Source organism: Rhodococcus baikonurensis (assembly GCF_040489275.1).
Lineage (GTDB): Bacteria > Actinomycetota > Actinomycetes > Mycobacteriales > Mycobacteriaceae > Rhodococcus_F > Rhodococcus_F baikonurensis.
The window spans coordinates 182,491-194,544 of the sequence record NZ_JBEUOQ010000003.1 but is presented as its reverse complement, the minus strand read 5'-3'; the positions used below and the strand labels follow the sequence as shown (position 1 = coordinate 194,544).

Sequence of the window (12,054 nt, the reverse complement as noted above, 5' to 3'; positions counted from 1 at the left end):
CCGGTTCCTAGACTGCGCGGGCGCTGGTCTCCCAGTACCGCGCGCGCAGAGCCTTCTTGTCCAGCTTGCCCAGTGGTGTCAGCGGTAGGGAATCCACGAAGTCGACGCTCTTGGGCGCGTGAACCGAACCCTTGGCCGCCTTCACCTTCTCGACCAGTTCCTCGGTGTCGACGGTCAGTCCTGCTCGAAGTACGACACAGGCCTTGACGGCTTCGCCCCACTTGTCGTCCGGCACACCGACTACCGCCACCGATGCGACGGACGGATGCGCCGAGATCACGTCTTCGATCTCGCGAGGGAACACGTTGAAACCACCGGTCACGATCATGTCCTTCTTGCGATCGACGATGGACATGAACCCGTCCTTGTCCTTTCGCGCGATGTCGCCGGTGTGTAGCCAACCGCCCCGGAACGCCTCGGCAGTTTCGGCCGGCTTCTTCCAGTAGCCCTTCATGATCAGCGGGCCGCGCACGCAGATCTCACCGAGTTCTCCCTGCGGCACCTCGTTGAGGTCGTCGTCGAGCAACCGGACGTCGAGCCACGGCACCGGGCGCCCACAGGTAGCGAGGCGGCCCGGATCGTCAGCGAGGTGTTCTTCCTTGCGCAACACCGAAATTGTCATGCCGCACTCGGTCTGACCGTAGAACTGGAAGAAGATCTGACCGAACTTCTTGATGCCCTCCTGCAACCTGGCAGGAGACATCGCGGACGCCCCGTAGAACAGCGTCTGCAAACTGGAGACGTCCCGCTTGGGCAGATCGGGGTGGTCCATGAGCATGTAGATCATGGTGGGCACCAACATGGTTGCCGTGATCTTGTGCTTCTCGATCGCTTCGAGCACAGCACCGGGCTCGAAGGCAGGCAGGACGATCAACGCACCGCCGCGCAGCAAGGTCGGGATGAAGAACGCTGCGCCGGCATGCGAGAGTGGCGTGCAGATGAGGAAGCGGTTGTCCTCGGGCCATTGCCACTCCGACATCTGGATCTGATTGAGCGCTGCACCCGAACGGAAGGATCCGACAACACCTTTGGGCTTGCCAGTCGTTCCACCGGTGTAAACCATGCTGCTGGCGTCTTCGGCGTCGACGTGCGCGGCCTTCAGCGGCGCGGGCTCGAACGTGGCAGCCAGCGCGAGGATGTCGATTCCCACCTCGGACGGACCCATCGAGAGCACGTTGGTCAACGAGGGTGAGGACGCCTTCAACTCGGCGGCACGCTCTTCGAAGGCATTGGGATCGAAGATGAGGGTCTCGATCTCGGCGTCGTCGACGATGTACTTGTGGTCGTCGAGCGATCCCATCGGGTTCAAGGCGCTCGCCCGGCAGCCGGTGATCATGGTTGCGCCCATGCTGATCAGGACCTCGGGGCGATTCTTCGAGAGCATCGCGGTGCTGGTGCCCTGAGTGATTCCCAGTGACGCGAGCGCCTGGGCGAAGCAGCTGATCTGATCGCGCATCTGACCGCCGGTGAGGATCACGTCGCCGAGGTACAGCGCGGGCTTGTCGTGATTGCGTTCCAGAGCGGTGATGAGCAGGTCCGGACCGTATACCGGTCGGTGCAGGTCAGCGAACTCGTCTGTCATCTGGTCTTCCTTCTGCTCGGCGCGTGCAGTCATCGAGATGTGCTCCCGGTCACGGATACGATATCCAGAATTGCACAAAACTGGAACAGGTTCCACCTCTTCGATCGAATCCGAGAATGCTCCCGATCAGCGGGAAGCCCGTCGTCACCCGCCAGAGCGGTGGTTAGCGTCGATGTACCCACCGAGACGACAGCGTCTCGGTCGCGTCCAACGGAGAGTGTCATGACTACCAAGCTCGGTACCGCCCACTTCACGGCAACTGCTCCCCGTACCGCCACCACGCTCCTCTCCGATTTCGACTCGTTGTACGGCACCGTGCGCTCGGCACGCGACGGGTCCGTCGTCGAGCAGGATGTGGTGTTCTTCGGACGCCCCGACCCCGGCGCACGGCTCACCGGATCCGTGAGGCCACTGGGTTCGACACTCGAGCGAATCACCGAATACCACGATCAGACCGGGCATCTGGTGGCCGAGGTCTTCGTGCGGGAAGCCCCGTCCACTGACGCCGGCGCCGATTCCGTTGCTGCCCTTGCTGATTTCGCCGCTCGGCGTTACGGATCCGCATCGCTACGACGGTTCCGCGGGCGGTGCACCGCGACCTCCTCGGGAGCAGACCTGAACTGCTCCGTGACGGTACTCGCCACGTACGAGAAGGACCACGAGAGCGTCACCGACGTAGCTCTGGTCGCCACCGATCCCACCGGGGTTGTCACTGCCCGGGCCTGGGCGACTCTCGCCGTCGACAATGCTGCGACTCTCGCCGGCTGAATCCCTGCAGGTCACCGAGTGGGTGTTCCATCCAGCGGGAACTGCCGTATCTCCAGCGGACGCTTCGTCGTTGTATGAGACGGATCACATCACTGGAGCGTCGCAAGACGCGGCTCGGAGGAAGACATGGCACTCGGAACCGGCCCACTCACCACTACGGACGCCCCGACGCAGTCGGGCGCCGGCGAGGAAATTCGAGAAATCGAAGCGGCAGCGCCTCCCGCGCGGTTCGCACGTGGATGGCACTGCCTCGGACTCAGCAAGACCTATCGCGACGGTCAGCCCCACCAGATCGAGGCATTCGGCACCAGCCTTGTCGTCTTCGCCGACAGCAAGGGCGACATCAAGATTCTCGACGCCTACTGCCGCCACATGGGTGGCAACCTCGCTCATGGAACCGTCAAGGGCGATTCGATCGCCTGCCCGTTCCACGACTGGCGTTGGGGCGGTAACGGAAAATGTACGGCGATCCCCTACGCACGACGCGTTCCGCCGCTGGCCAAGACGCGGGCGTGGACCACACTCGAGAAGAACGGTCAGCTGTTCGTCTGGCACGATCCCCAGGGAAATCCCCCGCCCGCCGAGGTCACGATTCCCGACATCGAGGGCTTCGGAAGCGATGAGTGGAGCGACTGGAGCTGGAACACGCTCACCATCGAAGGCTCTCATTGCCGCGAGATCGTGGACAACGTCGTGGACATGGCCCACTTCTTCTACGTTCACTACTCCTTCCCCAAGTACTTCAAGAACATCTTCGAAGGTCACGTCGCGAGCCAGTACATGGAATCGGTGGGACGTGAGGACATCATCAGCGGCACCAACTACGGCGACCCCAACGCTGTGCTCCGTTCGGATGCTTCGTATTTCGGTCCGTCGTACATGATCGACTGGATCAAGAGTGAAGCCAACGGGCAGATCATCGAAACCGTTTTGATCAATTGCCACTACCCCATCTCGAACAATGCGTTCGTGTTGCAGTACGGCGCGATGGTCAAGAAACTTCCCGGTATGGACGACGAGTCCACTGCCGCGATGGCTGCGCAGTTCACCGAGGGCGTCGAGATGGGATTCCTTCAGGACGTGGAGATCTGGAAGAACAAGGCTCCGATCGACAACCCGCTGCTCTCCGAGGAGGACGGCCCGGTTTACCAGTTGCGGCGCTGGTACAACCAGTTCTACACCGACGTCGAGAACGTCACGGAAGACATGACGAAGCGCTTCGAATTCGAGATCGACACCACCCGCGCCGTGGAGAGCTGGAAGCGGGAAGTCGCCGAAAACGTTGCCGCACGTGACGCCCAGGCGCTCGAGACAACCTCCTGATCCGCAGTCGAAAGCACTGCTGAAACAACCTGACTGGATGCAAGGAACAACATGACGTACGAAGTGCTCGAACAGATCAATGCGATGGCCGACGACATCTTCGCCGAAGGTATCGAGGCCGAGCGGATCGGCCGGGTGGCCGACGACACCGCCAAGAAGATGAAGGCAATCGGTTCCATCCGCATGCTGCAGCCCAAGGAACACGGCGGCATGGAAGCGCACCCTCGCGAGTTCGCCGAGACCGTCATGCGCATGGCTTCGCTCAATCCCTCGGCCGGCTGGGTCCACGGGATCGTCGGAGTTCACCCGTGGCAGCTTGCGTTCGCGGATCCCAAGGTGCAGCAGGAGATCTGGGGATCGGATCCCGATACCTGGATGGCTTCGCCGTACATGCCCGGCGGAATGTGTATCCCGACCGACGGCGGTTACAAGTTCTCCGGCCGCTGGCAGTTCTCCTCCGGCACCGACCATTGCGACTGGGCATTCCTCGGCGCGATGGCGTGCGACAAGGACGGCAACATGGAGATGCCGCCGCGCATGCTCCATGTGATCATTCCGCGCACCGACTACGAGATCATCGAAGACTCGTGGGATGTCATGGGACTTCGCGGCACCGGTTCCAAGGACCTGGTGGTCAAGGATGCCTATGTCCCGGATTACCGCGTCATGGACTGCGACGAGGTCATCGACGGAACGGCAGTACGCAAGTACGGGCGCACCGAGACGCTGTATCTGATGCCGTGGTCGAACATGTTCCCCCTCGGCATCACTGCCGCCACGATCGGGATCTGCGAGGGAATGCTCTTCCACGCCAACGAGTACCAGGCCGATCGCATCAACGCGCAGGGCACGGCGGTCAAGGACGACCCGTACACCTTGTTTGCCATCGGTCAGGCAACTGCCGACATCCGGGCTGCCCGCGACACCCTGCTTGCCAACGTCGACCGCATGTGGGATCGGGTGGACGCCGGTAAGGAAGTGACCTTCGAGCAGCGCGCCGAGGGACGTCAGACTCAGGTGCAGGCCGCCTGGCGCGCAATCAATGCAATCGATCAGGTCTACCCGCGTTGCGGTGGCAACGCACTACGGATGGACAAGCCGCTCCAGCGATTCTGGCGCGACGCTCACGCGGGGCAGCACCACGCAATTCACGTGCCGGGCACCGTATTCCACGCCGCCTCACTGAGCCGTCTCGGCGCAGATCCGCAGGGTCCGCTGCGGGCGATGATCTGATCAGACTTCGACACGAGAAATCGACAGGAACAGAACACGATGACACACACCGACATCAAGGGACTTGGCTACGTCAAGATCTCGACCAACGACATGGCACGTTGGCGCACTTTCGCTTTCGATGTTCTCGGATTCGCCAAGGGCAGTGGGCCGGACGAGAACGCCCTCTACCTACGACTCGACGAGCGTGCTGCTCGCATCGTCGTCGTCGAGGGTGAGCGCGACGAGATCGTCAACATCGGTTGGGAGGTCGCCGATCACGCCGCACTGCGCCGCGTTCAGGAGGCCCTCGAGAAGAACGGCACCGAGGTCGAGCAGCTTTCGCTTGCCGAAGCAGATGCTCGACGGGTCGAAGAGGTCATCGCCTTCACCGATCCCGGTGGAGCAGCCATCGAGGTCTTCCACGGAGCGATCCTCGACCACAGCCCCGTGGTGACACCCTTCGGTGCTCGATTCGTCACCGGCTCACAGGGTCTCGGCCACGTCGTACTCCCGGTGATGGACAGTGCTGCGAGCTTCGACTTCTACACCGAGGTGCTCGGCTTCTACCCACGCGGCGCGTTCCGTCTGCCGGCACCGCCCGAATTCGGGCCGCTGCGAATCCGTTTCATGGGCGTCAACGAGCGTCACCACAGCTTGGCCCTGTGCCCGGCACCGCACGGCGGCGCACCCGGCCTGATTCACATCATGGTCGAGGTGGACACCCTCGACGCCGTCGGCCAGGCTCTCGACCGAGTGATGAAGGACGGATTCTCCGTGTCGTCGACCCTGGGTCGTCACACCAACGACAAGATGATCTCCTTCTACGTCCGCGCACCCGGCGGCTGGGACATCGAGTTCGGCACCGAGGGCGCGAAGGTGGATCAGGACTCGTACTCCTCCGAGGAGATCACCGCTGACAGCTACTGGGGCCACGACTGGTCCGGAAGCGAACCACTGGCAGCTATGTAGTACCCGCCCGGTAGTAAACCGACGAAGGGGGCTTGTGCGAATTCTCGCGCAAACCCCCTTCGTCGTTTCCACCATGACGCGCCCGAAAACAGACCGGTGATCCACTTCACAAATCCGCAACTCTATGACACTATTTCTAATTGAAATAGCCAGTTCACTGGTTGTGGAGCTCTAAGAGAAGTGAGGTACACGATGACACTGCAGGCTGTGGATGCTTTAGGCGGAGATTCGGCCCCGACAGCAATTCTCGATCGCGTCTCGCTGGTTCTCGACGCCTTCGACGGTCCCGGCAGGTTGACGCTCGCTCAGGTCGTTCGGAGCACCGGCCTTCCCCGCTCGTCTGCCCACCGCATGCTCGAACGTCTCGTCTCGATGCGTTGGCTGCGTCGTGACGGCCGCGACTACGAACTCGGTATGCGCCTCGTCGAACTGGGATCGCTCGCGGTTCATCAGGACCGCCTCCACGCTGCAGCCATGCCGCTTCTGCACGAGCTCTACCGCGTCACCGGTTTCGTGGTCCACCTCGGCATCCTCGACGGGCCCGACGTGGTCTACATGGAGAAGATCGGCGGACGCCTCGCCGCCGCGGTGCCGACGCGTGTGGGTGGTCGACGCCGCGCCGAGACCACTGCGATCGGTCAGGCACTGCTCGCGTTCGGTTCGCCGAAGTCCTCGGGTTACGCACTGCCCCACCTCGCCAGAATCCGCGAGTCAGGGGTTGCATTCGAATCCGGAAACGGCCTACCGGGATTCAGCTGTCTTGCGGCACCGATCGGCCCCATCGGCCGCGCGGTTGCCGCGGTATCCATCTGCGCGCCGTCGAAGGCCCTCCGCCTCGACCACGTCAGCGCAGCGCCGGTCCGTATGGCAGCCGCTGCCATTTGGCGAGGCATCGACGGCGGATCGCTGAGTGTCACTCCGACGTTGCAGCGTCGTCACCTGTTGCGCAACATGCCGACCGCGGCCGGAGCCTGACTCAGATATTCGAGCCGTTGCCGGTGAGCCCGGCCTGCTCGAGTGCCAACACGTATTCCTCGACGTTCTTCCATCTGCCGGGCGTCGAGGGCAACGGCGATCCCAGTCGGTCGTGCTCGGCAACGTTCGCGAACTCGGCGGACGCACGGTCGATGTCTTCGAGTAGTTCGCGAGCAAGTTCGATCTCTGCGCGGAAGTACCGTTCCGACCAGCGCAGTGTCATGACCGGGAACGACCACGCCGGCTCGTTCTCGGCATGATCTGCGTGAAGTTTCGCGCGTCGAATCTGCTCTTCGACATTGGCGATGTGGGCTTCCACCAGGGCCTTCAGTCGTTCAGGCTCATTGAGGTGTCCCATCCACAGACGCAACATCACGCCGTGCTTGAGCACCGGAACTTCCACCGGCGCCTCGCGTGACCACGTCCGGACGGCGTCAGTTCCCGACTGGGTGATCGAGTAGAGGCGCTTGCCCCGCACCCCCGGCTCGGAGACGACCCGGGACTCCACGAATCCGATGCTTTCGAGCTTCTTCAGCTCTGCGTAGACCTGGCTGATGGACGGGCTCCAGTAGAAGAAGCCGACACTCCAGTCGGCCCACTTCTTCAAATCGTTTCCGGTCAGTTCCTCCCCGAACGTCAGCATCCCGAGCACTGCCCAGCTGGTAGCGGGAAGTCCTCGGGACACGTCATCAGGTTCGGACATGCCCGAAGTCTAACAATCACTGGTGATTTGCTGGTTTCGTAGAATCCGAACGGACCGCTGAGCGGGATCAAATTTGCGTGAGGCCCCTCCACCTGGCACTCGGTCGGCCCGGACCCGTGCCGAGAAGCCATTGCTGCCATTGAGTGGGACTGCCGCTGGATTACCGCCGCGCCGCCACACATCGTTGTTTCCGAAGCTGTTTGCAGAGTTTGAACAAGGAGACGACATGACCGTGGAAAACGCCGAGCCGCCAGTTCTGGACGGACGCACACTTCGCAACGTGATGAGCAATTTCTGCACCGGCGTCACCGTCATCACCGCTCACGACGGAGAGTCACCCCTCGGCTTCACCTGCCAGTCTCTGGTCTCGGTATCTCTCGATCCCCCGCTGCTCTCCTTCTGCCCGGCGAAGACGTCGACGAGTTGGCCGAAGCTTCGCGAAACAGGGACTCTCTGCATCAACGTCTTGGCACACGATCAGCAGGACATGTGTTCGGCGTTCGCACGCGGCGGGACGGACAAGTTCCTCGGCGTCGAATGGGATGCCGCCGGCAACGGCGCTCCGGCGCTGAGCGGCGCGCTCGCCCGCATCGAAGCAACGGTCGAGCAGGAGCACGACGCCGGTGATCACACGATCGTCGTCGCACGCATCACCGATCTGAACGTGCTGCGCCACGACGGTCCGCTTCTGTTCTACCGCGGTGGGTTCGGACGCTTCGACGCCTGAGTGCTCAGGCTGTCCCGCTGCGTGGGAGATGGCGGCGCCTAATCGAGACAGCACCGATAGCGTCCGAAGTAGTTGTCAGACCCTGAACTTCTCGACTGATCGGACTAACTCGATGACCACTCTCGAACCAGACACCACGGCCGCGATCACGGCGACGGTTACCACCTACCTCGACGCCGTGGCTCGCGGATCGTCAGCGGACATCGCCGCCCTCTACGCCGAGAACGCGACACTCGAAGACCCGGTCGGCAGCGAACCCCGAGTCGGCAAGGCAGCGATCACCGAGTTCTACGGCGCTCTCGAGGGCGGTTCGCAAGAGACGGAACTGCTGACCCTGCGGGTGAGCGGATCCAGCGCGGCCTTCCACTTCCGCGTCGTCACGCCGGTCGGCGACCAGATCTACGAGGTCGAACCGATCGACGTCATGACTTTCGACGCGGACGCCAAGATCACGAGCATGCGTGCCTTCTGGTCACCGGCCGATCTGATCGCACGCTGATGCGTCAGGTCAGTTGCCGCAACTGCGGAAATCGTGTCCTGGTGGAGAAGTACAGCGACGCGCACACCAGCGTCCAATGGCTCGAAGAGTCGCAAGAGGTGTGCCCGGAACTGGGGCGCGAGAACGGCCGTGCCAACGCTCAACGGACGTGTGGTGCTCTGCGCCAGACGATCAACGATCTCGCCGACGCCGGAGAGCTCGAGATGAGCCTGCGCAGCTATCCAGTGCCGGGCAAGCTGTCCTGAACGCTTCCGCGTAGCACTTCGGCGAACGTGCGCGCCGATTCCAGGTCGTCGGCGTTCGGCCGCCCCTTGCGGATTCCGCCGAACAGCTTGAACGGAAAATACGTATCCCACGCACGGGACGAGAACGCGGCGACCACATCGAAGCCCTTCTGTTCGAGCAGCTGAACCAGCGGACGCGAGAAGCGATGAATCCCCTTGTCGGGAAAACCACTGGTAGCAAAGACAAAAGCCTTGGATCGTCGTTCTACGGCGAGCGAGTCGATGAACGAGCGTAGATCTTCGTGGTACGAGCGCAGATAGATTCCGGACCCGAAGCCCACGAGGTCGTAGCCGGCGAGCTCCGCGGAGTCGATCTCGCCCGGTTCGACCACGCGAGCATCGAGAACCTCTGCGATGACGTCGGCGATCCGCCGCGTATTGCCGTGGGAGACAGAGGTGCACACGATGATCGCCTTCATCGACTGCCTTCATTCGTCGTGGACATATGCATTTTCTCCCCAGGGTTGGTCACGGAACTCCCCCAAGGATATGGGCAGGAATAGGATCGATTGCCCATTGGTGAGGAAAGATACCCGGCATGTCAGCACGATTGAAAGGACGTAGGCGCGCGGTCAACGCGTTGGTCGTCGACGTCGAACGATGGGCCGCTGAGCACGATGACGTCAAAGCTGTAGCCCTGGTCGGGTCCTACGCGCGCGGCGCGGAGCGTATGGCGAGTGATGTCGATCTGATGATCCTGGCCGAAGATCCGGACGCGGTTGTGAACGGGGATTGGTTCATACAAATCCGTCCCGACGCGCGATTCATCAGAGCCGCGAACTGGGGGCCGGTCCGAGAGCGGCGTTTCCGCCTGCGGTCCGGGCTCCTCGTCGAACTGAACTTCGCCGCCGAAAGCTGGGCGGACGTTCCCCTCGACGAGGGCACTCGACGCGTTCTCGCGGACGGCCACCGAATCCTGTACGACACGGGACCTCTCGATGTCGCCACGGGCGCGGCAAGAACTCCTCGATGAGCACCGCGACGGCCTTCGAAATCCTGGCCGCCGAAATCTCCGCCTTGCGCGGCTCCCCCCTCGTCGCGATCGACGGTGTCGACGGGAGCGGCAAGACGACATTCGCGAAAAATCTTGCAGCACAGCTGAATGCACGCCCCGTCATCGTCATTCACGTCGACGACTTCCTCAATCCGCCGGAGATTCGTCATCGCAGAGGTCGGCAATCGCCGGAAGGCTTCTGGCTCGACAGCTACGACTACGACGCCCTCGAACGCCATGTTCTCGACCCACTGACACCGGGAGGAACCCGCGAGTACCTGCTACGACGGGACAGCGCCGCGTACCTGCATGCAGCCGATGGAGCGATAGTCCTCGTCGAGGGCCTGTTCCTGCATCGTGACGAACTCGCCGAAAGATGGGACTACTCGATTTTCCTCGACGTGCCCTTCGAGGTCACCGCGCAGCGAATGCACCTTCGCGACGGAACGAACGCAGATCCGGAACATCCGTCGATGAACAGATATGTCGGTGGCCAACGGCTCTACTTCGCGGCCGCACGACCCTGGAGCCGAGCGGACTGCGTCATCGACAACTCCGACCCGAAAATGTCAACTCTGCAGCAATAGAAACGTGGCGCGGCGCCCGTCCAGTCCTTAGCCACGATCAACGCTCTGGCAGCGCTCGCGGCGAACTGCGAGAACATCGGCACCGGGTTCACGAATTCGTCTTGGGGTAGCGACGAAGGATAGAGTGTGCTGCCTGGGTGACGGTGGTGCGATCGTAGGTTTGCACGAAGTCGAAGGTACGCTCGAGATCTGGCCCGTTGTCATGAAGATCTCGCGCCGACAGCATCGCAGCATGATGTGGTCCCAGAGTGACGACCGTCCACTCGTTGACAAGATCATCACCTGGGTCGAGCGGTGCGTGTTGCACTTTACCGTCGAGCATCACGGACAGTCCGACACCGTAGACACCGGCGAACCCAACGGTATCGGCGAGGTGACGCCACCGTGCTGCTGTGGATGCGGTGAAATGCTCGGCTTGTTGAAAGGTGCCCAGAACAAGCATCGAGGAACCCGATGTGGCGGCTTGCGTTTCGAGGGACTTACTCAGTTGGATCAACAGTCGCTTGGTACCGCGCCGGACCTGGCTGTGAGCAGACACGATCGAGTAGGGAGTGCCGACGTCGGGGATGGGATCACTCCACACCGGACTGTCGGGCATCGCGACGACCGGTTCGGACAACAGTGAACTCGGATCGTCGACTGCGGGATACAACTCACCCGTTCCGTATGTGGCTCCGATAGTGATTGCGGCAAGACGGGCGGATTCCGAGTCGACACCCTCGGCAAGGATAATCGCGTTCGATCGCTCGACGTAGGCACCGAGCGCATGTACCGTCGTTCCGACTTCGAAATATGCTGCCTTGGAAAGTAATTCCGCGGAAGTGACAATGATGTCGGGTTCGACCAAAGACAGCAGCGTCGCCGAGTGCTTGTCGATGCCGACACCATCGAGTGCAATCAGACGCCCACACGCGCGGGCTTCTCTGATCACTGCCAGAGAGTTGTGGGGATCGGCAAGCACCGATGCGCTGTCAACCGTGATGACGATCCGTTGCAGATTTCTCGTCGTTCCTTCGATACCAGAAGCGTTCAGAGCTGCTCGGGAAGCCGAGTCAACGGCCACCAGTAACGGCAGGCGATCCGCGACGGTGCATGCGAGTGCAGTACGGGACATGGCCAGTTTGTGACTGTCGAATTCCGAGCGTTGCTGCATCAATTGCGAGGCGCGGCGAAGGGCATGCGCCGAACACAGAGAGGAATTGTCAGGCCCACGCAATTGCAGCTCGGCACCTGCAAGTGCGTGGTCGTCGAGGCGGCGTATCGGTGCGAACTGCATGCTTACTTCCAGACCAATCACATCGGAGAACTGGGTGATCGGAGAATTCGACGATGTCGAACCGTTGCTGGTGTCATACGCCATGGTGTGGCTCTTCACTACGAGTCGGGACCACCAAGCGTTCATGCGGCCGGACGCGTCGATGGCGGCGC

General features: G+C 62.1%; 14 protein-coding genes. 10 read left to right on the top strand and 4 right to left on the bottom strand.

All coding sequences use genetic code 11. The features are described from left to right. Nucleotides 1–7: 7 nt before the first annotated feature. Entirely contained in the window at nt 8–1,582 is a 1,575-nt protein-coding gene (locus ABWI03_RS08505) for an AMP-binding protein (protein WP_298776178.1), read from the bottom strand. A 222-nt stretch (nt 1,583–1,804) separates the two neighbouring features. On the opposite strand from ABWI03_RS08505, the gene ABWI03_RS08500 reads away from it, so the two are divergent. From ABWI03_RS08500 to ABWI03_RS08480, 5 genes are all read left to right on the top strand, one after another. Beyond that, a complete protein-coding gene (locus ABWI03_RS08500; RefSeq protein WP_019749419.1) occupies nt 1,805–2,350 on the top strand; it encodes a hypothetical protein in 546 nt (181 codons plus the stop codon). A 126-nt stretch (nt 2,351–2,476) separates the two neighbouring features. Then, the gene (locus ABWI03_RS08495; RefSeq protein WP_019749418.1) at nt 2,477–3,673 is read left to right on the top strand and encodes a 3-ketosteroid-9-alpha-monooxygenase, oxygenase component; all 1,197 of its coding nucleotides are present in this window, start codon (nt 2,477–2,479) and stop codon (nt 3,671–3,673) included. 51 nt (nt 3,674–3,724) lie between these two features. After that, on the top strand, nt 3,725–4,906 hold the full coding sequence (locus ABWI03_RS08490; RefSeq protein WP_019749417.1) for an acyl-CoA dehydrogenase family protein: 1,182 nt from the start codon (nt 3,725–3,727) through the stop codon (nt 4,904–4,906). Between the two features lie 39 nt (nt 4,907–4,945). Further along, nucleotides 4,946–5,857, top strand: a complete 912-nt coding sequence (gene bphC, locus ABWI03_RS08485; RefSeq protein ID WP_019749416.1) for a biphenyl-2,3-diol 1,2-dioxygenase — start codon at nt 4,946–4,948, stop codon at nt 5,855–5,857. 192 nt (nt 5,858–6,049) lie between these two features. Then, nucleotides 6,050–6,832, top strand: a complete 783-nt coding sequence (locus ABWI03_RS08480; RefSeq protein ID WP_206029392.1) for an IclR family transcriptional regulator — start codon at nt 6,050–6,052, stop codon at nt 6,830–6,832. Between the two features lies 1 nt (nt 6,833). On the opposite strand, the gene ABWI03_RS08475 is transcribed toward ABWI03_RS08480, so the two are convergent. After that, nucleotides 6,834–7,535 carry a PadR family transcriptional regulator gene (locus tag ABWI03_RS08475; protein ID WP_019749414.1) on the bottom strand — a complete coding sequence of 234 codons (702 nt, stop codon included), beginning with the start codon at nt 7,533–7,535 and terminating at the stop codon, nt 6,834–6,836. A gap of 226 nt (nt 7,536–7,761) precedes the next feature. Between ABWI03_RS08475 and ABWI03_RS08470 the strand changes: the two genes are divergently transcribed. From ABWI03_RS08470 to ABWI03_RS08460, 3 genes are all read left to right on the top strand, one after another. Next, a complete protein-coding gene (locus tag ABWI03_RS08470) occupies nt 7,762–8,262 on the top strand; it encodes a flavin reductase family protein (RefSeq protein WP_019749413.1) in 501 nt (166 codons plus the stop codon). 112 nt (nt 8,263–8,374) lie between these two features. After that, entirely contained in the window at nt 8,375–8,761 is a 387-nt protein-coding gene (locus tag ABWI03_RS08465; RefSeq protein ID WP_095972459.1) for a nuclear transport factor 2 family protein, read from the top strand. Continuing rightward, on the top strand, nt 8,761–9,006 hold the full coding sequence (locus ABWI03_RS08460; RefSeq protein ID WP_019749411.1) for a hypothetical protein: 246 nt from the start codon (nt 8,761–8,763) through the stop codon (nt 9,004–9,006). The genes ABWI03_RS08465 and ABWI03_RS08460 overlap by 1 nt, the downstream gene beginning before the upstream one ends. Here ABWI03_RS08460 and ABWI03_RS08455 read toward each other — a convergent pair. Continuing rightward, nucleotides 8,979–9,464, bottom strand: a complete 486-nt coding sequence (locus ABWI03_RS08455) for a flavodoxin family protein (protein ID WP_019749410.1) — start codon at nt 9,462–9,464, stop codon at nt 8,979–8,981. The genes ABWI03_RS08460 and ABWI03_RS08455 overlap by 28 nt on opposite strands. A 119-nt stretch (nt 9,465–9,583) precedes the next feature. Here ABWI03_RS08455 and ABWI03_RS08450 point away from each other — a divergent pair, with 119 nt between their 5' ends. Beyond that, the gene (locus ABWI03_RS08450; RefSeq protein ID WP_298775900.1) at nt 9,584–10,018 is read left to right on the top strand and encodes a nucleotidyltransferase domain-containing protein; all 435 of its coding nucleotides are present in this window, start codon (nt 9,584–9,586) and stop codon (nt 10,016–10,018) included. Next, entirely contained in the window at nt 10,015–10,626 is a 612-nt protein-coding gene (locus tag ABWI03_RS08445) for an AAA family ATPase (protein WP_298775903.1), read from the top strand. Before ABWI03_RS08450 ends, ABWI03_RS08445 begins: the two co-directional genes overlap by 4 nt. Before the next feature lie 88 nt (nt 10,627–10,714). On the opposite strand, the gene ABWI03_RS08440 is transcribed toward ABWI03_RS08445, so the two are convergent. Beyond that, a complete protein-coding gene (locus tag ABWI03_RS08440) occupies nt 10,715–11,986 on the bottom strand; it encodes a DICT sensory domain-containing protein (RefSeq protein WP_298775906.1) in 1,272 nt (423 codons plus the stop codon). Nucleotides 11,987–12,054 lie beyond the last annotated feature (68 nt).

What these genes read in the sequence shown, in the direction of transcription:
- ABWI03_RS08445 (WP_298775903.1), top strand. Translation starts at nt 10,015, where the DNA reads ATGAGCACCGCGACGGCCTTCGAAATCCTGGCCGCCGAAATCTCCGCC.
- ABWI03_RS08465 (WP_095972459.1), top strand. Translation starts at nt 8,375, where the DNA reads ATGACCACTCTCGAACCAGACACCACGGCCGCGATCACGGCGACGGTT.
- ABWI03_RS08495 (WP_019749418.1), top strand. Translation starts at nt 2,477, where the DNA reads ATGGCACTCGGAACCGGCCCACTCACCACTACGGACGCCCCGACGCAG.
- ABWI03_RS08490 (WP_019749417.1), top strand. Translation starts at nt 3,725, where the DNA reads ATGACGTACGAAGTGCTCGAACAGATCAATGCGATGGCCGACGACATC.
- bphC (WP_019749416.1), top strand. Translation starts at nt 4,946, where the DNA reads ATGACACACACCGACATCAAGGGACTTGGCTACGTCAAGATCTCGACC.
- ABWI03_RS08475 (WP_019749414.1), bottom strand. Translation starts at nt 7,535, where the DNA reads ATGTCCGAACCTGATGACGTGTCCCGAGGACTTCCCGCTACCAGCTGG.
- ABWI03_RS08505 (WP_298776178.1), bottom strand. Translation starts at nt 1,582, where the DNA reads ATGACAGACGAGTTCGCTGACCTGCACCGACCGGTATACGGTCCGGAC.
- ABWI03_RS08500 (WP_019749419.1), top strand. Translation starts at nt 1,805, where the DNA reads ATGACTACCAAGCTCGGTACCGCCCACTTCACGGCAACTGCTCCCCGT.
- ABWI03_RS08460 (WP_019749411.1), top strand. Translation starts at nt 8,761, where the DNA reads ATGCGTCAGGTCAGTTGCCGCAACTGCGGAAATCGTGTCCTGGTGGAG.
- ABWI03_RS08440 (WP_298775906.1), bottom strand. Translation starts at nt 11,986, where the DNA reads ATGGCGTATGACACCAGCAACGGTTCGACATCGTCGAATTCTCCGATC.
- ABWI03_RS08470 (WP_019749413.1), top strand. Translation starts at nt 7,762, where the DNA reads ATGACCGTGGAAAACGCCGAGCCGCCAGTTCTGGACGGACGCACACTT.
- ABWI03_RS08455 (WP_019749410.1), bottom strand. Translation starts at nt 9,464, where the DNA reads ATGAAGGCGATCATCGTGTGCACCTCTGTCTCCCACGGCAATACGCGG.
- ABWI03_RS08480 (WP_206029392.1), top strand. Translation starts at nt 6,050, where the DNA reads ATGACACTGCAGGCTGTGGATGCTTTAGGCGGAGATTCGGCCCCGACA.
- ABWI03_RS08450 (WP_298775900.1), top strand. Translation starts at nt 9,584, where the DNA reads ATGTCAGCACGATTGAAAGGACGTAGGCGCGCGGTCAACGCGTTGGTC.